Raw genomic sequence first — 21,248 nt, 5'->3', positions numbered from 1 at the left:
ATTCCCCCCATACCCCCGCACAATGCAGAGTGCCGCGCAACATTTGCTGGAGGATGCGGGCGACGGCGGTCCCCGGCTGGTGCTGTCGGGGCAGCTGGTCCTCGCCGCGATCGACCCGCTCGAACGCGCGCTGAGAACCGTGTCCGGGCCTGTCGCGACGGTCGATCTGGCCGGGGTCGAGGAGATCGACACCGTCGGCGCCTGGGTCGTGTGCCGCTTCGCGCGCGAGCACGAGAGCGACATCACCGGCGCCAGCCCCGAGGCCGAGCGCCTGCTCGCCGCAATGCGCGATATCGACGCGAGCGGCGACACCCACCCGCACCGCCTGCCGGTGTGGGAACGCGTGCCGCTCGCGGTGGGCGAGAGGGTGTTCGGCGCGCGCTACGGGGTCTACGGCGTGGTCGCCTTCTTCGGGCAGATCCTGATCGCCGTCGGCAACCTCGTGCGCCGCCCGCGCCGCTTCCCGTTCAAGGCGCTGGTCCACCAGATGGAGCTGGTCGGCGTCACCGCGCTGCCGATCATCGGCCTCATGAGCTTCCTCATCGGCATCGTCATCGCCCAGCAGGGCTCGGTCCAGCTCCAGCAGTTCGGGGCCGAGGCGCTGACGGTCAACCTCGTCGGGCGCATCACCTTGCGCGAGTTGGGCGTGCTGATGACCGCGATCATGGTCGCGGGCCGCTCGGGCAGCGCCTTTGCCGCGCAGCTCGGCACGATGAAGCTCACCGAGGAGATCGACGCGATGCGCACCATCGGCATCTCGCCGGTCGAGGTGCTGGTGATCCCGCGCATTCTGGCCGCGACCTTCATGATGATCCTGCTGGGCTTCTTCGCCGCGCTGTTGGCGATCATCGGCGGGGCGGTCGTCGGCCAGTTCGCGCTCGGTATCCCGTTCTTCACCTTCCTCTTGCGCATCCAGGAAGTGGTGCCGGTGCACGACCTGTGGGTCGGCCTCATCAAGGCCCCCGTGTTCGGCCTGATCGTCGCGCTCGCCGGCTGCTATCACGGGATGCAGGTTCACGGGAATTCCGAGGAAGTCGGCCGGCGGACCACCATGGCGGTGGTCTCGGCGATCTTCGCGGTGATCGTGCTCGACGCCTTCTTCGCGGTGTTCTTCACCGAGATCGGGTGGGGCTGACATGATGCGCATGACCAAGCACCCCTCGGACGACGAACCGGTCATCAGGATCGAGGGCCTCGTCAACTCCTTCGGCGATTTCAACGTCCACGACGGGCTCGATCTCACGGTGCGGCGCGGCGAGATCCTCGGCGTGGTCGGCGGGTCGGGGACGGGCAAGAGCGTGCTGATGCGCTCGATCATCGGGCTCCAGCGTCCCAGCGCCGGACGGATCGACGTGCTCGGGCGCTGCATCACCGAAAGCGATCTCGAACAGGGCATCGGCGTGCGGCGGCGCTGGGGCATCCTGTTCCAGGGCGGGGCGCTGTTCTCGACGCTCACCGTGGGCGAGAATGTCGAGGTGCCGATCAAGAAATACTACCCCGAGCTCGATCCCGAATTCCGTGCCGAGATCGCGCGCTACAAGGTGATGCTGACCGGCCTGCCCGAAAGCGCGGTGCAGAAGTTCCCTTCCGAGCTGTCGGGCGGGATGAAGAAGCGCGCCGGCCTCGCCCGCGCGCTCGCATTGGATCCCGAGCTGCTGTTCCTCGACGAACCCACCGCCGGGCTCGATCCGATCGGCGCGGCCAAGTTCGACCGGCTGACGCGCGAGTTGAAGGAAACCATGGGCCTCACCGTGTTTCTGATAACCCATGATCTCGATACGCTTTACGAGATCTGCGACCGCGTGGCGGTGATCGCCGAGAAGAAGATCATCGCGGTCGGCACGATCCCCGAACTGATCGCGACCAAGCACCCGTGGATCGAGGAATATTTCAACGGCCCGCGCGGCCGCAGTGCCCATGCCACTCACCTTCGGGACGAACAGGCATGAACGAGAGAATATTGGACAAGCCCGCCCGCAGGGCCGCATAGGGAGCGCGCATGGAGACCAGAGCCAATCATCTGTGGGTCGGTGCGGTGACGCTGGTGCTGCTGGCGGCGCTGGCGGCTTTCATCGTCTGGATCGCGCGTCTCAATGAAGGCGCGCAGGACGAATACGACATCTTCTACAACCAGTCGGTATCTGGCCTTGCGCAGGGCAGCCAGGTGACCTTCGCGGGCGTGCCGGTGGGCCAGGTGACCGAGATCGCGCTGGCCAAGGACAACCCCGAATTCGTGCGCGTGCGGGTCAAGGTGAAGGACGACGTGCCCATTCTGGTGGGCACCCAGGCGACCATCCAGGCGAGCTTCACCGGGGTCTCGACGATCCTGCTCGACGGCGCGCGCAAGGACAATCCGCCGATCACCTGCGAGACCACCGCCTGCCCCGAAGGCCGCCCGGTGATCCCCCCGGGGCGCGGCGGCTTCGGCGAGATCGTCGCCAACGCGCCGCTGCTGCTTGAACGCCTCGCGACGCTGACCGAACAGCTCAACCTGATCCTCGGGCCCGAGAACCAGAAGGAGCTGGCGGGCATCCTCAGGAATTCGAACCGCCTGACCGCGGGCCTCGCCGATGCGACGCCCGAGCTCACCCAGAACCTCAAGGATTTCCAGGTGACGATGCGCGAGTTCAACGAGACGCTGAACGCGGTCGAACGGCTCGCCGACAACACCAACGGCCTCGTCGGCAAGGAAGGCGAGCCGCTGGCGCAGGAACTGCGCGCGACGCTCAAGAGCGCCAATGCGACGCTCGCGAGCCTCTCGGCGACGCTCGAGGACACGCGCCCGGCGATCCGCCAGCTGCGCACGGGCACGCTGCCCAATGCCGAGGCGACCTTGCAGGATCTGCGCGCCACCAGCCGCTCCTTGCGCGCCATCACCGAGAAGCTCGAAAGCGAAGGCGCGGGCGCGCTGGTGGGCGGCAAGTCGCTGCCCGACTACAAGCCCGAGTAAGAGGAAAGACCGCATGACCATCCGCCTCCGGCCTGTCCTTCTGGCTCTCCCGCTCGCGCTGGCCTTGACGGGCTGCATCAGCCTCGGCGGCGAGCCGCCCGAGAGCCTCCTGACCCTGAGCCCCGCTGCCCGCGCGCCGGCCGGGCCGGGGGTCGCGGGCGATGCGAGCCGCCCGGTGATCGCGGTGATGCCCTTCGATACCCCCGCCAAGCTCGACGTGCTGCGTGTTCCCGTGGCGGTGAGCGATACCGAGCTGGCCTATCTGCAGGAGGCCTTCTGGGTCGAGAAGCCCGCGCGCCTGTTCCGCCAGCTGGTGGGCGAGACGATCCGGGCGCGGGGACAGGCCATGGTGGTCGACGGCAACGACATCGCATCGATGCCTTCGGTGACCCTTCAGGGCACGCTGATCGACATGGGGTTCGACGCTTCGACCTCGGAGGCGGTGGTGCGCTTCGATGCGGTGCGCACGGGCAAGGACGGCGCGGTCGCCACCCGCCGCTTCGAGGCGCGCGAACCCGGCGTGACCCCCGACCCGCGCGCGGTCGGAGCGGCGCTCAATGCGGCGGCGAACCGGGTCGCGGCCGAAGTGGCGGAGTGGGTGTCGGCGGGGTAGCCTCTGGCACCTGGGTTTCCCCTCCCCTTGGGGAGGGGCGAAGGCGACCCCGATTCTCGCTGGCCTACGCCCGCGCCAGCCTGGCGAAGGCGGCGGCACGCAGGAAGTCGGCCTCGCGGCGTGTGCGGCGCTCCTCGGCCTCCTCGTCGCGGCCCCACAGCTCGGCCTGCCATTCCTCCTCGAGACACGCCGCCTGCCACAGCGCGCGCGGCTCGTCCTCGTGGCGCGCGTCAAGCGCGGCAAGGCCGATGGTGAGCGAGGCGGCAAGCTTGGTCATCGCCTCGACGCCTGCCAGCTGGAAGGGATCGAGCGCGAGCAGCCGGGCGCGCAGCACCGCGAGGGATGCCGGCGGTTGCGGGCGGTGGAGGATGCCGCTCACCCGCGTGAGGGTGATGCCGTGCGCTGCCTCGAACCCGGCGAGCAGCGGCTCCCACACCTCGATCTGGCGCGCGTGGAGCGGCTCGTCGGGGTCGGCGCGGTAGCACAGCGTGTCGGTTTCGGCGTAGGCGAGGAGGCCCTCGGCTACGCCCCCGGGGGAGAGGGCGACGAGGTCGATCGCGTAGTCGGCCATGTCGCGCAGGGGCAGGCTGGCCGGGTCGATCTGTTCGCCCTGCTGCCGCCACTCGGCCGCCAGCGCCTCTGCGAGCGGGCGGGTGGGCAGCAGCTGCGGCACGCCGCCGACGGTCTTCACCCCGCGCGTGTCGAGCATGACCTGCCAGCCCCCCGGCTGCTCGGCCAGGGTGACGTCGGTGTAGAAGCGGCGGATCATGGCTGGCGCGGGCCCTCGTCCCGGAAGCGGCGGGCGATGAAGCGGGGGAGGAAGAAGATCTCGAAGAAGCCCGCCACGGCGAGCACCGCGCCCACGGCATAGGGCAGGTCGATGATCCCGCGCACGATGGCGAAGCCGAGCAGCACCATCGCCACCCCGCCGAAGCGCGCGGCGGTGATGATGATGAAGCCGGTGCGGGCGCGGGCCTCGGCGGTCTCGCGGGGGGACGGGGTCATGGCAGCGCCTCCTCGAGCGCGGCGGCGAGATCGGTGGCGGTCTCGACCACCCGGGCCGCGCCGCTCGCCAGCAGTTCGGCTGCGCCGTGGTAGCCCCAGCCGACGCCGATCGCGGCGACCCCGATCGAGCGCGCCATCAGCATGTCGAAGCTGGTGTCGCCGATCATCACCGCCTCGGATGGCTGCGCCCCCGCCTCGAACAGCGCGGCCTCGAGCATCGCCGGGTGCGGCTTGGAGGGGTGGCGGTCGGCGGTCTGGAGCGAGGTGAAGAGGTCGGCGATGCCGTGGGTGGCGAGGCAGGCGGCAAGGCCCCGGTCGGACTTGCCGGTGGCGACGGCGAGCTGCCAGCCCGCGCCGTGCAGCGCGCGCAGCAGCTCGGCGATGCCCTGATAGAGCGGCTCGTCGAGCAGCCCTTCCTCTCGGCGCGCGCGGAAGCTGGAGCGGTAGAACTCGGTGACCGCGCGGTTCTCCTCGTCGGTGAGCGCCGGGGCGAGGGCGCGCACCGCGGCAGGCAGGCTGAGGCCGACGATGCGGCGCACGGCGTGATCGTCGGGGGCTTCGAGCCCCGCCCGGGCAAAGGCGCGCGCCATCGCCCAGCAGACATCCGCCTGCCCGTCGACCAGCGTGCCGTCGCAATCGAACACGGCCAGGCGCACGGGGGGGCGGGTCATTCCGGCAGCTCGCGCACGAGGTGGGCGAGGGCGGCGTGGCCCGCAGTCTCGAGCCCGAGCGCGATGCGGGCGCGCTCCTGCGCCGTCTTGTTCTGCGACAGCTTCAAGGTCGGCCGCCAGGCCTGCACCTCGAGCTCGAAGCCGGTGATGCCGCGGAACAGCCCAGTCCAGACCTTCTCGGAGGATTCCTCCGCGCGCCACGGCGTGCCGTCCAGCCGCCCCTCGTGCTTGAGGATCGCGGCGTGCAGGAAGGCCTCGAGCCCCGCGTCGTCCATCCTGCGCACCCGGCCTTCAAGTTCGAGCGCGACGTAATCCCATGTCGGCACCGTGTCGCGGTTGTCGTACCAGCGGGGGGAGACATAGGCGTCGGGGCCGTTGACCACGATCAGCGCCGTCATCCCGTCAAGATGCCGCATCAGGGCATTGCCGCGGGCGAGGTGGAACTGGATTGCGCCATCACCGGTCGAGAGCAGCGGCGTGTGAGCCACCCTTGGCCCGTCGGGCGACTGGGCGAAGACCATGCCGAAGCCGATCTCGTCGATCAGGCTTTCGCACAGGGCGCGGTCGTCGGTGCGGTAGAGCGGGTTGGGGTGCATCAGCGGGTCGGCTTGCGGCCTGCTCCCTTGGGCTTGGCTGCGGGCTTGGGCTTGCCCTTTGCCTTCGCCTTGGGCTTGCCCTGCGCCTTTGCCGCACCGCGCGCGCGGCGGGGGGCGCGCTCTTCCTTGCGAGCCTGCTTGAAGTGGCGGCGGGCGGCCTGCTTCTTCTCCTCGGCGGTCTTCTCGGGCACCTCTTCGCGCAAGGGAGAGGCGTCGGACATCGCCGGGTCGAAGCCCAGCACCTCCATGCTCGCGGCGAAGTGCGGGGGGAGTTCGGCTGTCACATCCAGCTTCCCGCCGGTGCCACCATCTTCCTTGGCACCCGCCTTGGGCTCGGAGATGATCAGTCGGCGGGCGTGCAGGTGCATCTTGCGGCTCACCGCGCCGGTGAGGAAGGCGTCCTGCCCGCCGTACTTGCCGTCGCCCACGATCGGGTGGCCGATCGCGGCCATGTGGACGCGCAGCTGATGGGTGCGCCCCGTCAGCGGCTCCAGTTCGACCCACGCCGTGCGCTGCCCGGCGCGGTCGACCACGCGGTAGCGGGTCTTGGCCGCCGCGCCGTTCTCCTCGTCGATATGCATCTTCTCGCCGCCGGTGCCCGGCTGCTTGGCGAGCGGGGCATCGATCACGCCCTCGGAGAGCTGCGGATTGCCGACCACCAGCGCCCAGTAGACTTTTCGCGCAGAGCGGCTCGCAAAGCGCTTGGAGAAGCTCGCCGCGCTCCCCGGGGTGCGGGCGATCAGCAGGACGCCGGAGGTGTCCTTGTCGAGCCGGTGGACAAGCCGCGGGCGGGGCGCGTTGCCTTCCACGAAGGCGTCCAGCAGCCCGTCGACATGCTTGGTGGTCTTGCTCCCGCCCTGCGTGGCAAGGCCGGGGGGCTTGTTGAGGACGATCGCGGTCGGCGTCTCGCGGATCACCATGTCGCGGGCCTCGGCGATCTGCTCGGGGCTGAGCGGGCGCGCACGCGGCTTGGCGGGTTCCCGGGCCGTGTCCTCGCCGCCCGGCGGCACGCGCAGCACCTGGCCTGCGGCAAGGCGATCCTCGGGCTTGGCGCGCTTGCCGTCGACCCGGATCTGCCCGGTGCGCGCCCATCGCGAGACCGTGGCAAAGCCCACCTGCGGCAGGTTGCGCTTGAACCAGCGGTCGAGCCGGATGCCGTCGTCATCCTCGGCGACGGTGAACTGGCGGACCTCATCCCGATCGCCCTGAGCCTGTCGAAGGGTCATCGCGGGGCTCCCTGCACGGCGACAAGGCCGATGACCACCGCCGCGAGCCCCGCGATCAGCGAGGCGGCGGCATATCCGGCCGCGAGCCACGCCTGCCCGCGGTGGAGCATGGTGACGAGCTCGGCGGAAAAGGCGCTGAAGGTGGTGAAGCCGCCGAGCAGCCCGACGCCGAGCAGCAGCCGCGCGGTCTCGGCGGCACCCACGCCGGGCGTCGCTCGGGCGAACCAGCCGACCAGCGCGCCCATCAGCAGGCTGCCGGCGATGTTGACCGCGAGCGTGCCCCACGGGAAGGCGCTCCCCTCGCCCGCCAGCGCGCCGACCCAGCGGCCCGCATGATAGCGCAGCACCGAGCCCGCAGCGCCGCCCGCGGCGACGTAAAGGCTGGCCTTCAGGGGAGAGATCACACCGTCCATCGCGCGGCCATAGCGAGGCGCGCGCGCCGTGGCTAGGCGGGCGTGGGCCACGAATGCACTCTGACGGCTTGCCATTTTGCCCGTGTTGGACTAGGGGGGCGCGGTTTGAAGGGCGGCTCCCCTCGGGAATCGCCCGCATTTCATTGGAAATTCACCGCGCACCCCCGCGCAGAATCACATGCGGGGCTCTGGGCGTTTGGACATGAGGTAGTCGTCGTTTATGCAAATCATGGTTCGCGATAACAATGTCGATCAGGCCCTGCGCGCGCTCAAGAAGAAGCTGCAGCGCGAAGGCGTTTATCGCGAAATGAAGCTGCGTCGCCACTACGAGAAGCCGTCGGAAAAGCGCGCCCGCGAAAAGGCCGCCGCCGTTCGCCGCGCCCGCAAGATGGAGCGCAAGCGGATGGAGCGCGACGGGAGCAAGTGACGTAAACCTCAGCCGCGCAAGCGGCGCTCAGGTTTGCGTCATCCTCGCGAAAGCGGGGATCTCGTGCCCCAAGCGGTAAACCCGATAGGTATCCGCTTGAAACACCCTTTCCGATCAGCCATCAGGGCGCGGCATCAAACCCGCGCCCTTTTGTCGTCACTCTTCACCGTCGCGTCGCCGTGACCAGCAGGACATCACCATGACCGAGATTACCCGCGTTCCTATCCAGCCCGTCGCCAAGGGCTCGCTGACCAAGCTGTGGATCGGGGTGATCCTCGCCGTGCTGGTCGGCGCCGGCCTCGCCTGGGCGGCCGTGCCGCGCGGGCTCGATGTCGATGTGGTGCAGGCCGGCACCGGCCCCACCCCCAAGCCGGGCGAGGTGATCTTCGTCAAGTACACCGGCAAGCTTGCCGCCGACGGCTCCGTGTTCCAGGACGCGCAGGAAAGCCCCTTCCCGGTGCAGGGCCTGTTCCCCGAAGGCACCCCGCTGCTGTTCGAGGAAGGCCAGATCATCCCGGGCTTCTACGAGGGCCTCAAGAACGTCCAGAAGGGCGGCAAGTACACGATCTTCATCCCCGCCGAACTCGGCTACGGCGCGACCCCGCCGCAGGGCTCGTCGATCCCGGCCAATGCCGATCTCGAATTCGACATCGAGGTGACCGGCATCATGACCCGCGCCGCGGTGGAGCGCAATTTCCAGATCCTCCAGCAGCAGATGCAGGCGCAGATGGGCGGCCCGCAGGGCGGTGCCGGCGGCGCGCCGGGCGGTGCTGGCGGCGCGGCTCCGGACGGGGCCCCGCAGGCCGCGCCGGGCCAGTAAGGGGCGCAGGCGTCATGTCGGTCGACAAGGCAACCGTCGCCAAGATCGCGTCGCTCGCCCGCATCCGCATGGATGACGAAGCGCTCGAACAGATGGTGCCGGAACTGAACGGCATCCTCCAGTGGGTCGAGCAGCTGGGCGAGGTGGACACCGCCGGGATCGAGCCGATGGCGGCGGTGATCCCGAACACCCTGCGCCTGCGCGAGGACGTGGTCGACGCCGACCCGCTGACCGGCGGCGGCAAGCGCGACGACGTGCTCGCCAATGCGCCCGCGGCCGAGCACGGCTTCTTCGGCGTGCCCAAGGTGATCGAGTAAGGGGGAAGGGGCATCCCCCTCTCCCGTTCGGGCCGAGCTTGCCGAAGCCTGCGTATTTTCTTTTCTGATCCTGCGCCTCAAGAAGGACGGCCCTTCGACAGGCTCAGGGCGAACGGTTGGAACCAATGACTGACCTCACCTCTCTCGGCGTAAAGGACATCCGCGACGGTGTCGCCAAGGGCGATTTCACCGCGCGCGAAGTGGCGGAAGGCTTCAACGCCGCCGTGGCCGAGGCTGCCGCCTTGAACGCCTTCATCGTCACCACCCCCGACCATGCGCTCGCCGCGGCCGACAGGGTCGACGCCGCGCGCGCCGCGGGAGAGGCGCTGGGGGCGATGGCGGGCGTGCCGATCGGGATGAAGGACCTCTTCGCCACCCACGGCGTGCAGACCACCGCAGCGAGCCACATCCTCGAAGGCTTCACCCCGCGCTACGAGAGCACGGTTTCGCAGAAGCTATGGGACGCGGGCGCCGGGATGCTGGGCAAGCTCAATCTCGACCAGTTCGCGATGGGCTCCTCGAACGAGACCTCCTATTTCGGCAACGTGTCCTCGCCGTGGCGCAAGGCCGACAGCAACCAGCCGATGAGCCCCGGCGGCTCCTCGGGCGGTTCCTCCGCCGCGGTCGCCGCGCGGATTGCGCCTGCCGCCACCGGCACCGATACCGGCGGCTCGATCCGGCAACCGGCCGCCTTCACCGGCATCTGCGGGATCAAGCCGACCTATGGCCGCTGCTCGCGCTGGGGCATCGTTGCCTTCGCCTCGAGCCTCGATCAGGCCGGGCCGATGGCGCGCTCGGTCGAGGATTGCGCGATCATGCTCGGCGCGATGGCGGGGTTCGATCCCAAGGACGCGACCAGCCTCGACATGCCCGTGCCCGATTGGGAGGCCGCTCTGAACGCCGACCTCAGGGGCAAGAAGGTCGGCATCCCGCGCGAATACCGGATGGAGGGCACCGATCAGGCGATCCTCGACTCTTGGGAGCAGGGCAAGGCGTGGCTCAAGGACGCGGGCGCCGAGATCGTCGACGTCTCGCTGCCGCACACCAAATATGCGCTGCCCGCCTACTACATCGTCGCTCCCGCCGAAGCCTCCTCGAACCTCGCCCGCTATGACGGGGTGCGTTACGGGCTGCGCGACCTTCCCGAGGGCGTCGGCCTCCAGGACATGTACGCCGCCACCCGCGCCGCCGGCTTCGGCGACGAGGTCAAGCGCCGCATCCTGATCGGCACCTACGTGCTCTCGGCGGGCTTCTACGACGCCTATTACACGCAGGCGCAGAAGGTGCGCGCGCTGGTCGCCCGCGATTTCGAGCGGGCGTTTGCGGAGTGCGACGTGATCCTCGCGCCGACCACGCCGACGGCCTCGTTCCCGCTCGGCTCGATGAACGAAGACCCGCTGACGATGTATCTGAACGACGTCTTCGCGGTTCCCGCGAGCCTCGCAGGGCTCCCCGCGATGAGCGTGCCCGCGACGATCAACGCCGATGGCCTGCCGCTGGGCCTCCAGCTGGTCGGCCGCCCGTTCGACGAGCAGGGCGTGCTGAATGCGGGTCTCGCGATCCAGCAACGCGCAGGCTTCACCGCCAAGCCGGAGAAGTGGTGGTGACCGCCGATCCCGCGCTGTGGCTTGCCGGTATCGGCATCGCCCTCGCGGTGCCGGTGACCTTCATGGTCGCCAATTGGGTGAGAAAGAACGTCGATCACGGCGAGCTGCGCTTCGGGCCGGACGGTAAGGTGATCGAGGACGAGGACAAGCAATGAGCAACTACCGCATCCAGGGTGCCACGGGCGAATGGGAGGTCGTGATCGGCCTCGAGGTCCACGCGCAGGTCACCTCCAACGCCAAGCTGTTCAGCGGCGCCGCCACCGCCTTCGGCGCGGAGCCCAATGCGCAGGTCTCCCTCGTCGATGCCGCGATGCCGGGGATGCTGCCCGTGCCCAACCGCGAGTGCATCCGGCAGGCGGTGCGCACCGGCATGGCGATCGAGGCGCAGATCAACGCGTGGAGCCGGTTCGACCGCAAGAACTACTTCTACGCCGACCTGCCGCAGGGCTACCAGATCAGCCAGCTCTATCACCCGCTTGTGGGCGAAGGTTCGCTGCTGATCGAGGCGGACGAGAAGGCCGGGATCGAGGCCGACAAGGTCATCGGCATCGAGCGCATTCACGTCGAGCAGGACGCGGGCAAGCTGATGCACGACCAGCACCCGACCATGTCCTATGTCGACCTCAACCGCTCGGGCGTGGCGCTGATGGAGATTGTCAGCCGCCCCGACATGCGTTCGCCCGCCGAGGCCGGGGCTTACCTTCGGAAGCTGCGCGCGATTTTGCGCTACGTCGGCTCGTGCGACGGCAACATGGAGGAAGGCTCGATGCGCGCCGACGTGAACGTCAGCGTGCGCCGTCCGGGCGAACCCTTCGGCACCCGCACCGAGACCAAGAACGTGAACTCCGTCCGCTTCGTCATGCAGGCGATCGAGCACGAGGCGATGCGGCAGGTCGATGTACTCGAGGCGGGCGGCACGATCGTGCAGGAAACCCGCCTGTTCGACCCCGGCACCGGCACCACGCGCACGATGCGCAGCAAGGAAGACGCGCACGACTATCGCTACTTCCCCGATCCCGATCTGCTGCCGCTGGTGCTGGAGGAAGATTTCCTTGCCGAATGCCGCGCCTCGCTCCCCGAACTGCCCGACGCCAAGCGCAAGCGCTATGTCGAGGTGCTCGGCCTCACCCCCTACAACGCCCGCGAGCTGACCGCCGAGGTGGAAACCTTCGCGCGGTTCGAAACGCTGCTGGCGGAGACCGCCAAGGCCACCGGCAAGGATGAACCCGCCGTGGCGACGCAGGTCGCCAACTGGTCGCTCTCGGTCGCGCCGGGGGTGATGAAGGCACTGGGTGACGAGGGCGATCCGGCCAATGCCACCGCGAGCGCGCAGGCGAGCATCCTCGCCATGGCCGACAAGAGCGAAATCAGCGGCGGGCAGGCCAAGGAGATTTTTGAAATTGTCCTCAGGACGGGGCGCGATCCGAACGAGGTCGCTGATACGGAAGGCCTGAAGCAGGTCTCCGACACCGGCGCGATCGAGGCCGCCGTCGACGCGATCATCGCCGCCAACGCCGACAAGGTCGAACAGTACCGCGCCGGCAAGGAAGCGCTGTTCGGCTTCTTCGTCGGCCAGACGATGAAGGCGATGCAGGGCAAGGCCAACCCGCAGCTCGTCAACCAGCTGCTCAAAGCCAAGCTGGGGTAAGTTGGCCCACGCGGCGATCCGGATCGAGCGGGAGGAGTTTACCGAAGTCACGCTCGATCTGCTCGGGCGCAGCTTCGGGGCCGGCTCGCTCGACGGTTTCGACGTGTTCTACACCGCCGAGGACCTGTTCGAGGAAGTGATGTACCGCCGCGCGGGGCGCGAGGCGGGGGACCGGTGCGACACCGCGATGCTGTTCTTCCGCCTGCGCGGCCAGTTCGAGCGGCTGAAGCCCGGGGTGCGGATCACGCCTTCGACACGCCTGAAAGACCTCACCCGGATGTCGCCGACACGGCTCAGCAAGCGCCTCGCGCGCGAGAACGGGCTTGCCATGCCGATCGTGTCGTTCGGCTATGTCGGCTGCGTGGGATGGATCATGGGGTTGGTCGGCAGCCCGTTGGTGTGGTGGCTGATCGGTGTCGAGGCCTTTGCCGTGGTCGGCGTCGCCTGCTTCATCATGATGATCGCCGACCGCGGGCGCTACTGGCTCGAATGGGAGACGGTGTGGTCGCTGGTCGATGCCATCGCCCGCAAGAACGTGCCCCGCAAGGATGCGATCGGCGCGCGCAGCCGGACCGAGGACCTGTGGCAGCGCTTTGCCGAGATCCTCGCGCTCTCCGCCATGCCCGAGCCCAACGGCGCGCGGCTGGTCGATGCGCACCGGATCGAACGGCACACGCGGATCGAGCTGGTGTGAGGCCATGACCGCCCCCAAACTCGCCATCGTCCTCGTCCAGCCCGAGATCCCCGGCAACACCGGGGCGGTGGGGCGCACCTGCGTGGCGCTGGGCATGGAGCTGGTCCTGATCCACCCGCTCGGGTTCACCATCGACGACAAGCGGGTGAAACGCTCGGGGCTGGACTACTGGCCGCACGTGCGGCTCACCGAATATGCCAGCTGGGAGGCCTTCCTCGAAGCGCGCGAGCCCCGGCCCGACCAGCTGTTCCTGTTCGAGGAATTCGGCGCGAGGAGCTTCTACGAGCCCGAATACCCGGACGATGCCTTCCTCGTCTTCGGGCAGGAGACGAAGGGCTTGCCGAAGCCGATCATCGCAGCCCACGCCGACCGCCTGTTCAAGCTGCCGATGCGGTCGGAGGTGATCCGCTCGCTGAACCTTGCCAACACTGTCGCGGCGGCGGCCTATCAGGCGCTCAGGGGGAAGTTCTGAGCGCCCTGTGGCGCGCCTGTCGCCCGCCTTGTCGAAAATTGCTTGTCCTTGCCAAAACCGTTGCGGGCCGAAAATCGTCTGATATTCAGTATCCGACTATCAGTTCAGGGGCGCAATCGATGATTTTGAAGAATGTGCGTGCGGGCGTGATCGCTCTTGCCGGGGCCAGCATGCTTGCCTTCTCGGCACCGGCCATGGCCGGGGACACCACTCGCGAGGGCTTCGTCTTCCCCGCCGATGGCAGCATGAAGATCGTGGTGTTCCGCCCCGACGTCAGCGTCGGCTCGCAGAAGGCCGGCGGGATCGTCGAGCCCAATGCCGACTGGACCGAGACCGCGCGCACCAACATCAAGGCCAAGCTGATCGAGCGTGCCGCTGCGCTCAACGCGAGCCTCGAATTCGTTGACGAGCTCGAAGGCGCGAACGCCGAGGTGCTGACCGAGTACCGCGCGCTGTTCGAGGCGGTGTCGGCCTCGATCTTTACCCACGTCACCGTCGGCGACAGCCTTGCCACCAAGCAGAAGCTGGTCACCGATCCCAAGGTGCCCAGCGCGCGCCCGCGCAAGGTCAACCAGCTCGACTGGACGCTCGGGCCGGGCACCGCCCAGCTGCGCGAGGCGACCGGCGCGGACTACGCGATGTTCGTCTTCACCAACGACGCCTATGGCGACAGCGGGCGCAAGGCGGCGCAGGCGGCAGGGATGCTCGGCTGCCTGATCGGGGTGTGCGTGCTCGTGCCCTCGGGCATCCATGTCGGCTATGCCGGCCTCGTCGAGCTCGAGACCGGCAATGTCGTGTGGTTCAACACCGACCTTGCGATGGGCGGTGACCCGCGCGAGGTGGACGGCGCCGAAAAGCGCGTCGGCCAGCTGCTCGACGGCTTCCCGCTGCGCGCCGGCTTCGGCCCGGCGGAAAAGGCCAAGTGAGAAGGCGACGCGCGGAGCGGCCCAAGGCCGCTCCGGGCGGCGTGACACCGCGCCGCCTGCTGCCCTTGCGGCTTGCCCTTGCGGGCCTGCTCGCTGCGGCCTCGCCGGTCGCGGCCGCGCAGGACGCGCCCGCGCCCGCGCCTGCCCCGGTGCCCGCGAGCGACGAGTTCGAAGGCCCCTACCAGCCGACCGACGATCTGGAGCGCGGCCTGTGGCACCAGATGGCCGAGGCCGAACGCTCGCTCAGAACTTCCAAGCAGGTGATCCGCGATCCCGAGCTCAACGCCTATCTGCGCGAGGTGCTGTGCCGCACGGTGGGGCCGGAATGCGCCAACATCCGGCTTTACGTCCTGCGCTCGCCCTATTTCAACGCGACCATGGCGCCCAACGGGGTGATGACCGTATGGTCCGGGCTGCTGCTGCGCGCCCAGAACGAGGCGCAGCTCGCCGCGGTGCTCGGCCACGAATTCGCCCACTTCAAGCGCCGCCACTCGCTCCAGCTGTTCCGTCAGGCCAAGGAAAAGAGCAACGCCGCCGCCTTCCTGTCCTTCACCGGGATCGGCGCGCTGATCTCGATCGGCCTGCTCGAATCGATCTTCGCCTTCTCGCGCGAGATGGAGGAGGAGGCCGACCGTGACGGCCTCGCGCTGATCACCGCGGCGGGCTATGACCCGGCGCAGGTGCCGCTGATCTGGGAGCAGATGCTCGACGAGCGCGATGCGACGCTGGTGGCGCGCGGGCGCGACAAGGACAAGCGCAAGGCCAAGGCCGGGCTGTTCGCGACCCACCCGCCAAGCCAGGCGCGGGTCGATTACCTGCGCGCCGCGATTGCCCAGCTCGGCACTGCCCCCGGGGGCGAGAGCGGCGACCAGCGCTACCGCGAACGGCTGGCGGCATGGTGGCCGCAGTTCCTCGACGACCAGTTGAAGCTCAATGACGACGGCGGCAGCCTGTTCCTGATCGATTCGATCGACAAGGCCAACGGCTGGACGCCGTGGAGCGGCTTTGCCCGCGCCGAGTTCCACCGTCGTCGCGGCGCGCCGGGCGATGCCGAGGCGGCGGTCGGGTTCTATTCCGACACCATCGCGCGCGGGGGCGATCTGCCCGAGCTGTGGCGCGGGCGTGGTTACGCGCTGCGCAAGGCGGGCCGCGCCGAAGAGGCCCGCGCCGATTTCCGCGAATATCTCGGCCGCGTCCCCGATGCGCCCGATCGCGCCATGGTAAGCACCCTAGCAGGAGTTGAATGATGAAGAGGCTGTCTGTCCTTGCCCTTGCCGCGGCACTGGTCGCGCTTCCCGCCGCGCCGGTGCTTGCCGGGTGGAAGCTTGTCGAACAGGGCCAGCCCGTCGCGGTCGGCAAGAGCGCGATGAAGGTCACCCCGTCGGAAAGGTGGAACCGCTGGAGCGTGCGCCCGGTCAAGCAGGGCGAGGTCTGGACGCGCGACGGCACCAACCTCAACGAGCTCTATTTCGTCACCGGCCTGCCCGCCGGGATGACGCTCTACAAGGACACCCAGAAGAAGGAGCGCCCGCTCCCCAAGCTGTCGGCCAAGCTCGATCTGACCGAGATCCCCGAGTTCTACGAAAGCTCGACCCGGCTGGTGCTCAACACCTCGGTGTTCCAGATGACCTCGGTCGAGCCCGCCAAGATGGGCGGGCAGGACGCGGTCAAGTTCACCTTCGAATATTCGGTCGAGGGCAGCCCGCTGAAGCGCCGCGGGGTGGCGGTCGGGACGATGGTCAAGGGGCAGCTCTACCTGATCAGCTTCCTCGCGCCCGCGACCCACTTCTTCGAGCGCGACCAGGCCGAGGTCGAGAAGATCATGGCGAGCGTGACGTTCTGATCCACCCGCGCGGGGCGCTTCGGGGCTACTCCAGCCCCAGCGCCCGCAAGTTCATCGTCGCCGCGTTGTAGCTCGCTTCGGCCAGCCGCCCGGCGAGCTCGGCGCGGATCGCGTTGATCTGGGCGTTGGCGGCGGTCTCCTCGCGCGCGTTGACGAGGAAGAACTCGCCCGCGCCCAGCCGGAAGCGGGTGCGCTCGGCCTGCACCATGGCGTTGGCCTGCTTGACCTCGGCATCGGCAAGCTCGGCGAGCTTGATCGCCGCGCCGAGATTGGCGAGGATGTTGGCGACATCGGTGGTGATCTGGTCGGTGATGCGGCGCTGGCGCAGCTCGGTCTCGCGCAGCTCGGCCTCGGCGCGTTGCAGCGCCCCGCGCGCGGTGCGGCGTTGCAGCGGGACGGAGAAGGTCACGCCGACCACGGTGTCGGTCGAATCGAAGGTCGGCCCGCCATCGCCGACCGCACCGAAATCGCGCGACAGCTCGACCGACGCGTTGAGCGAGGGCAGCAGGTCGTTCTGCCGCAGCGCCACGCGGTTGGTCGCGCGTTCGAGCGCGAGCTTGAAGGTCTGGAGCTCGGGGCGGTTCCGGATCACCTCGCTCACCGGCGTCGCGGCGAGCACCTCGGGCCGCGCCACCGCTCGCATCAGCGCCAGATCGGGCAGCATCTCGCGGGTCGGCACCACCATCTCGCCGCGCTCGCCGCGCAGGTAGAAGCCGAGCGAATTGGACGCGGTCAGAAAGTCGCGCCGGGCCTGTTCCAGCAGCGTGCGGCGGCGCAGCAGGTTCTGCTCGTTCTCGGTCAGTGCAATGCGGGCGCGCGCCCCCTCGCCCACCTCGCGGGTGAGGCCCACCTGCCGCGCCTCGGCGATTTCGAGCAGTTCCTCGAACACCCGGATCTCCTCGCCCGCCGCGACCCAGCGCCAATAGGCGCGCAGCGCCTCGTGCTGGACGTTGAGCTTGACCAGCAGCACATCGAGCTGCGCCTGGCTGGCTGCGAGGCGGGTGTCCTCGATCGCGAAGCGGCGGCTGTCGATGTCGCGGCCCCGCAGCAGCGATAGCAGCGCGCCGATCTTCACCTCGCCCGCCTGGTTGGTGTTGTTGATGTTCTCGTAGATCGGGAAGCGCCCGTCCGACAGGCGGTAGCTGCCGAACACCTCGGCGCCCAGCGGGCGCAGCGGCTGGCGCGCTTCGGCCTTGGCGAAGCCGCCCGAGAAGGTGCCGGAGAGACGGTCGTAATACTCGCCCTTCAGCATCAGGTCGAAAGCGCCGTCCGCGCCGAGCTGGTCGGCGCGCGCGGCGGCCTCGCGCTCGAAGGCCTCGAGCACCTGCGGGAAGGTCAGCGCCGAGGAGCGCAGCACCTCGTCGGGCGTGAGCGGGCCGTTCCTGAGCGCGGCTTCGAGCGGTTCGGCGTTGGGCACGATGTCCTGCGCGGGCGCGGGCGCGGCGCACACCAGCGCCAGCGCCGCCCCCGCCAGCAGCAGTCCGGGTCTTCGCCTGTGTGTCACTTGGGCGTCCCGTTCTGGCCGCTGCTTTCGGGTGCCGGCAGCTGCGGCGGGAAGTTGTTGAGCTGGCGCCAGATCTCGTAGCCGACCGGCACGGTCTCGAGCAGCACCCAGGCCTGCACCGCCGCGCCGAAGCGGACGTAGCGTTCCTCGGGCCAGCCGTAGCCATCGAGCTTTTCCTCGGCGATCAGCACGCGGAAGCGCCCGTCGACCTGCGCCGACTGGTCGACCGTGATCACCCGGCCCCCGAAGGTGCCGACCGCGACCGAGGGCCAGCCGGAGAACTGCACCGCCGGCCAGCCTTCGAACTGGATGCGCGCCTGATCACCGGGCCGCACCAGCGCGACATCGCGCCCGTCGATGAAGATCTCGATCACCCGTACCGCGCCCTTGGGCACGAAGGTCGCGAGCACGTCGCCCGCGCTGATATAGGTGGCGGCATCGCCGGCATTGAGGCTCTGGATGAAACCGTCGCGCGGGGCGCGCACGATCTGAGAGGACTGGCGCGAGAGGTTGACGTCGGCGCGGTTCAATGCGGCCTGCGCGGCGGCGACCTGGCCCTCGCGCTCGGCGATGCGGATCTGCGCCTGCTCGAAATCGCGCCGGGCTGCGAGCCCTGCTTCGAACAGTTCGCGGCTGCGACGCTCGTCGATCTGCGCGGTGGCGAGCGCGCGCTTGGCGGCCTCGAGTTGCAGGGAGACCTGTTCGCGCTCGGCCTGGAGGCGCTCGATCAGCTGCGGATCGATGTCAGCGATGCGGACGATCGGATCGCCCTTCTTCACCGAGGAGCCGTCACGCACGTACCATTCCTCGATCCGGCCCGGCACCAGCGCGTTGATGTCCTGCCGGCGCTCGTTGGGGCTGAGCGTGGTCACCACGCCGGTGCCCGAGGTGGTCTGCACCCAGGGGACATAGATGAGGAAGGCGACCGTGATGATGATCGCGGCGAGGATCATGAAGAACACCACGCGCATCACCTTGGGCACCCGGATCGAGGCGAGGGTGGTGAAGTGGGCCATGTCTTCCTTGAGCGTCGCCATGATCAGTTCCCCTGCGCCGCGATGCCGGTGGCGGCGGCGAATTCGTCGAAGGTGGCAAAGCTGCGCTGCTGGTGGGCCTCGAGATAGAGGAAGCGGTCGAAGCCCAGGTCGATGCGGCGGCCCGAGAAGTAGATCACCGTGGTGTAGGCCTGCGCGCGCAGTTCGGCGACGGCGCGTTCGATCGGTTCGGGCTCGAGCAGGTCGAACAGGCGCGAGAGCACCAGGATGCGCGGGCGTTCGAGGAGGGCGTTGGCGAGCTTCAACTGTTGCAGCTCGACCGCCGAGAGCGGATAGCCGGTCGAGGCGAGCGGGGTGTCGAGCCCCTTTTCCAGCGTCGCGATCGTGCCGGCGAGGCCCACCGTCTCCAGCGCGCTCAGCATCCGCTGCGGGGCGGTGTCGGGGCAGGACAGGGCGAGGTATTCGCGGATCGTCATCTCGACGATGCTCGGCCGGTCGAGCACGTGGACGTTCTTGCGCAGGTGGTGCGCCTCGATCGCCTTCATGTCGATGCCGCCCAGCGTGGCGATGCCCCCTTGCGGAAGGACGTGCATCTTGAGCAGGTTGGTGAACAGGCGTTGCACCCCGTGGTGGCTGGCGGCGGCCATGATGATCGCACCGGCCGGAATCTCGAGATCGAACTGCACGTCCTCGTGCCGCGCGCGGCCCTTGACGCCCTTCATCACGATGGTGTGGTCGGGCCCGTCGAAGGGATCGGCGCCCTTGGGCTGTTCCTGCTCGACGTCGTAGAACTGCGAGATTTCCTCGACCGCGGCGAACAGGTCGTAGAAGTAGTTGAGGTAGCTGCCGAGCTGCGAGACCCCGATGAAGGCGGCCGAGAGCACGAGCTCGGCCGCGACCAACTGGCCCAGCGTCAGCTCATTCTGGATCACCAGCCAGCCGCCCAGCCCGAGCAGCGCGGCGCTGGCTGCGGCATACATCAGCAGGAAGGCGAGGGTCTGGGCGAACAGATGGCGGAAATGGCGCCGCCGGTCGTTGACGTAGGCGCTCGTGAAATCGTCGGTCTTGTCGAGCGCGTAGTCGATCCGGCGCTGCGACTTGAAGAAGCCGTTGGAGTGGCCGAGCGTTTCGAGCCAGGCGGCGGTCGCGTGCTTGGCATGGCTGAGATCGACCCCGGTGCGCAGCGCCCGCGCGCCCCACACCAGCCACACCACCCAGATCAGCGCGATCATCACCAGCGTGAAGCCGAGGAAATAGGGGTGGTAGAGGCTCACCAGCACGAATCCGACCGCGATCTGCAGCAGCGTCGTGAAGCCCCCGATCATCAGGATCGGGATCGCGGTCTGGACGTAGACGACATCGAAATAGCGGTTGAACAGCGAGCCCTTCTTGGCGTCCGAGAAGAACGGGTTCTGGGCATAGACCGAAATCAGCGCGATCTCCGCGACCATGCGCGCATAGAAGCGGCGGGCGAAGATCTCCATCAGGTGGACGCGCAAGGCATAGAGCAGCACCGAGATGGTGAGCAGGCCGAACAGCGTGAGCGAGAGCACCACCAGCGGCGCGGTGAGCGCGGTGTTGGCGATGGTGTTGATCAGCATCTGCACCGAAATCGGCGTCGCGAGGCTCAGCAGGCTGATGCCGACGCCGTAGACCGCCGCCAGCCAGTAGAAGTTCGCTTCCGGCTTCAGGATGTCGAAGAAGATCCTGAAAAACTTCGCCAGCGAGATTTTCGCGCCGTAACTTTGGCCTTCCCCTGCCATGTCAGCCTTTCCGTTGCGAAACCCCGTGTGCCTTGCGATGCGATCCGCGGGGGCCTGCTGCCGCCGACGTCTCTTGCCTCTATTGCAACCGTCCCGCGCCGCAACCGAACAATGGTTCAGGGCCTTGCGGGTTCCGCGCGTCACAATATGTGCAAATTCTTGAGGATACAGGGGTTGGCAAGTAATGAGAGGTAATAAAGTATCGTGATCTGCGATAGCGCGGAAAGCTTGCGGGCAGATGAACCGCGCGCAATGAAGCAGGGGTGATGACCGGCTCGCCGACCGAACCTGCGCGGAATGCCGCCGATGTGCTGCTTGTGGGCGGCGGGCATGCGCATGTCTCGGTGCTGGCCGACTGGATCGCGCGCGGGGTTCCGCAAGCCGCGCGCGCCGTCCTGCTGACGCCGGAGCCGGCCCTGCGCTATTCGGGCATGGTGCCCGGCTGGCTCGCGGGGCAGCACGGACAAGGCGACGGGCTGGTCGATCTTGCCGCGCTGGCGGCGCGTGCGGGGGCCGAGCTGGTTCTCGACAAATGCGCCGCGCTCGACCCGGAGGCGCGGCTGGTCACGACTGCGAGCGGGCGCGAGATCGCCTTCACCATCGCCAGCTTCGACACCGGCGGCGAAGCGCAGGGCGCGCGGTTGCTGGGCGACGACCCGAGACTTCTCGAGGTGCGCCCGATCGGGGCCCTGGTGGAGCGCCTTGCCGGCTTGCGCGCGTCGGGGAGGGGCTTGTCGCGGGTGGTGATCGCGGGTGGC

General features: G+C 68.7%; 24 protein-coding genes and 1 pseudogene. 16 read left to right on the top strand and 9 right to left on the bottom strand.

What is annotated here, in order from left to right:
* Positions 1-22 precede the first annotated feature (22 nt).
* Genes AX692_RS03070 through AX692_RS03055 form a run of 4 tightly spaced genes read left to right on the top strand, consistent with a single transcriptional unit; the run spans position 23 to position 3,563 of the window.
* Entirely contained in the window at positions 23-1,135 is a 1,113-nt protein-coding gene (locus AX692_RS03070; RefSeq protein ID WP_073973621.1) for an ABC transporter permease, read from the top strand.
* 1 nt (position 1,136) lies between these two features.
* The gene (locus AX692_RS03065) at positions 1,137-1,949 is read left to right on the top strand and encodes an ABC transporter ATP-binding protein (protein ID WP_155645012.1); all 813 of its coding nucleotides are present in this window, start codon (positions 1,137-1,139) and stop codon (positions 1,947-1,949) included.
* A 50-nt stretch (positions 1,950-1,999) separates the two neighbouring features.
* Positions 2,000-2,950, top strand: coding sequence for an MlaD family protein (locus tag AX692_RS03060; protein WP_073973622.1), 951 nt, complete (start codon positions 2,000-2,002; stop codon positions 2,948-2,950).
* A gap of 13 nt (positions 2,951-2,963) precedes the next feature.
* A complete protein-coding gene (locus AX692_RS03055) occupies positions 2,964-3,563 on the top strand; it encodes an ABC-type transport auxiliary lipoprotein family protein (RefSeq protein ID WP_073973623.1) in 600 nt (199 codons plus the stop codon).
* A gap of 64 nt (positions 3,564-3,627) precedes the next feature.
* On the opposite strand, the gene AX692_RS03050 is transcribed toward AX692_RS03055, so the two are convergent.
* Genes AX692_RS03050 through crcB form a run of 6 tightly spaced genes read right to left on the bottom strand, consistent with a single transcriptional unit; the run spans position 3,628 to position 7,474 of the window.
* Positions 3,628-4,332 (bottom strand): ATP12 family chaperone protein, encoded by a 705-nt coding sequence (locus AX692_RS03050; protein WP_196490110.1) that lies wholly within the window; start codon positions 4,330-4,332, stop codon positions 3,628-3,630.
* Entirely contained in the window at positions 4,329-4,568 is a 240-nt protein-coding gene (locus AX692_RS03045) for a hypothetical protein (protein ID WP_073973624.1), read from the bottom strand. Before AX692_RS03045 ends, AX692_RS03050 begins: the two co-directional genes overlap by 4 nt.
* Entirely contained in the window at positions 4,565-5,239 is a 675-nt protein-coding gene (locus AX692_RS03040) for an HAD-IA family hydrolase (RefSeq protein WP_196490109.1), read from the bottom strand. Before AX692_RS03040 ends, AX692_RS03045 begins: the two co-directional genes overlap by 4 nt.
* A complete protein-coding gene (locus AX692_RS03035; RefSeq protein ID WP_073973625.1) occupies positions 5,236-5,835 on the bottom strand; it encodes an FMN-binding negative transcriptional regulator in 600 nt (199 codons plus the stop codon). Before AX692_RS03035 ends, AX692_RS03040 begins: the two co-directional genes overlap by 4 nt.
* Positions 5,835-7,061: an RluA family pseudouridine synthase gene (locus AX692_RS03030; RefSeq protein WP_073973626.1), complete on the bottom strand. Its 1,227-nt coding sequence runs from the start codon at positions 7,059-7,061 to the stop codon at positions 5,835-5,837. The genes AX692_RS03035 and AX692_RS03030 overlap by 1 nt, the downstream gene beginning before the upstream one ends.
* The gene (gene crcB, locus AX692_RS03025) at positions 7,058-7,474 is read right to left on the bottom strand and encodes a fluoride efflux transporter CrcB (protein WP_073973627.1); all 417 of its coding nucleotides are present in this window, start codon (positions 7,472-7,474) and stop codon (positions 7,058-7,060) included. The genes AX692_RS03030 and crcB overlap by 4 nt, the downstream gene beginning before the upstream one ends.
* Positions 7,475-7,694: 220 nt before the next feature.
* Here crcB and rpsU point away from each other — a divergent pair, with 220 nt between their 5' ends.
* From rpsU to AX692_RS02970, 11 genes are all read left to right on the top strand, one after another.
* Complete coding sequence (gene rpsU, locus AX692_RS03020; protein ID WP_017664771.1) at positions 7,695-7,901, top strand: 30S ribosomal protein S21; 207 nt, start codon at positions 7,695-7,697, stop codon at positions 7,899-7,901.
* A 199-nt stretch (positions 7,902-8,100) separates the two neighbouring features.
* A complete protein-coding gene (locus AX692_RS03015) occupies positions 8,101-8,721 on the top strand; it encodes an FKBP-type peptidyl-prolyl cis-trans isomerase (RefSeq protein ID WP_073973628.1) in 621 nt (206 codons plus the stop codon).
* A gap of 14 nt (positions 8,722-8,735) precedes the next feature.
* Positions 8,736-9,038: an Asp-tRNA(Asn)/Glu-tRNA(Gln) amidotransferase subunit GatC gene (gene gatC / locus AX692_RS03010; RefSeq protein ID WP_073973629.1), complete on the top strand. Its 303-nt coding sequence runs from the start codon at positions 8,736-8,738 to the stop codon at positions 9,036-9,038.
* A 125-nt stretch (positions 9,039-9,163) separates the two neighbouring features.
* Positions 9,164-10,645: an Asp-tRNA(Asn)/Glu-tRNA(Gln) amidotransferase subunit GatA gene (gene gatA, locus AX692_RS03005; protein ID WP_073973630.1), complete on the top strand. Its 1,482-nt coding sequence runs from the start codon at positions 9,164-9,166 to the stop codon at positions 10,643-10,645.
* Complete coding sequence (locus tag AX692_RS03000) at positions 10,642-10,800, top strand: glutamyl-tRNA amidotransferase (RefSeq protein ID WP_230959620.1); 159 nt, start codon at positions 10,642-10,644, stop codon at positions 10,798-10,800. The genes gatA and AX692_RS03000 overlap by 4 nt, the downstream gene beginning before the upstream one ends.
* Positions 10,797-12,293 (top strand): Asp-tRNA(Asn)/Glu-tRNA(Gln) amidotransferase subunit GatB, encoded by a 1,497-nt coding sequence (gatB, locus tag AX692_RS02995; RefSeq protein ID WP_073973632.1) that lies wholly within the window; start codon positions 10,797-10,799, stop codon positions 12,291-12,293. The genes AX692_RS03000 and gatB overlap by 4 nt, the downstream gene beginning before the upstream one ends.
* Before the next feature lies 1 nt (position 12,294).
* Complete coding sequence (locus tag AX692_RS02990) at positions 12,295-12,987, top strand: hypothetical protein (protein ID WP_073973633.1); 693 nt, start codon at positions 12,295-12,297, stop codon at positions 12,985-12,987.
* Between the two features lie 4 nt (positions 12,988-12,991).
* Positions 12,992-13,459: a tRNA (cytidine(34)-2'-O)-methyltransferase gene (locus tag AX692_RS02985; RefSeq protein WP_073973634.1), complete on the top strand. Its 468-nt coding sequence runs from the start codon at positions 12,992-12,994 to the stop codon at positions 13,457-13,459.
* 119 nt (positions 13,460-13,578) lie between these two features.
* Positions 13,579-14,385, top strand: a complete 807-nt coding sequence (locus tag AX692_RS02980; protein ID WP_073973635.1) for a hypothetical protein — start codon at positions 13,579-13,581, stop codon at positions 14,383-14,385.
* Positions 14,382-15,632 carry a M48 family metallopeptidase gene (locus AX692_RS02975; RefSeq protein WP_155645011.1) on the top strand — a complete coding sequence of 417 codons (1,251 nt, stop codon included), beginning with the start codon at positions 14,382-14,384 and terminating at the stop codon, positions 15,630-15,632. The genes AX692_RS02980 and AX692_RS02975 overlap by 4 nt, the downstream gene beginning before the upstream one ends.
* Positions 15,632-16,228 carry a hypothetical protein gene (locus AX692_RS02970; protein ID WP_073973637.1) on the top strand — a complete coding sequence of 199 codons (597 nt, stop codon included), beginning with the start codon at positions 15,632-15,634 and terminating at the stop codon, positions 16,226-16,228. The genes AX692_RS02975 and AX692_RS02970 overlap by 1 nt, the downstream gene beginning before the upstream one ends.
* 25 nt (positions 16,229-16,253) lie before the next feature.
* On the opposite strand, the gene AX692_RS02965 is transcribed toward AX692_RS02970, so the two are convergent.
* Genes AX692_RS02965 through AX692_RS02955 form a run of 3 tightly spaced genes read right to left on the bottom strand, consistent with a single transcriptional unit; the run spans position 16,254 to position 20,490 of the window.
* Positions 16,254-17,732: a TolC family protein gene (locus AX692_RS02965; RefSeq protein ID WP_155645009.1), complete on the bottom strand. Its 1,479-nt coding sequence runs from the start codon at positions 17,730-17,732 to the stop codon at positions 16,254-16,256.
* Entirely contained in the window at positions 17,729-18,769 is a 1,041-nt protein-coding gene (locus AX692_RS02960; protein WP_073973638.1) for an HlyD family secretion protein, read from the bottom strand. The genes AX692_RS02965 and AX692_RS02960 overlap by 4 nt, the downstream gene beginning before the upstream one ends.
* 2 nt (positions 18,770-18,771) lie before the next feature.
* Entirely contained in the window at positions 18,772-20,490 is a 1,719-nt protein-coding gene (locus AX692_RS02955) for an ABC transporter transmembrane domain-containing protein (RefSeq protein ID WP_073973639.1), read from the bottom strand.
* Between the two features lie 266 nt (positions 20,491-20,756).
* On the opposite strand from AX692_RS02955, the pseudogene AX692_RS02950 reads away from it, so the two are divergent.
* Positions 20,757-21,248: pseudogene (locus AX692_RS02950) on the top strand (hypothetical protein); the annotation flags it as partial.

This window comes from Erythrobacter donghaensis (assembly GCF_001557325.1).
Taxonomy (GTDB): domain Bacteria; phylum Pseudomonadota; class Alphaproteobacteria; order Sphingomonadales; family Sphingomonadaceae; genus Erythrobacter; species Erythrobacter donghaensis_B.
This window is presented reverse-complemented; position numbering and strand designations above follow the sequence as displayed.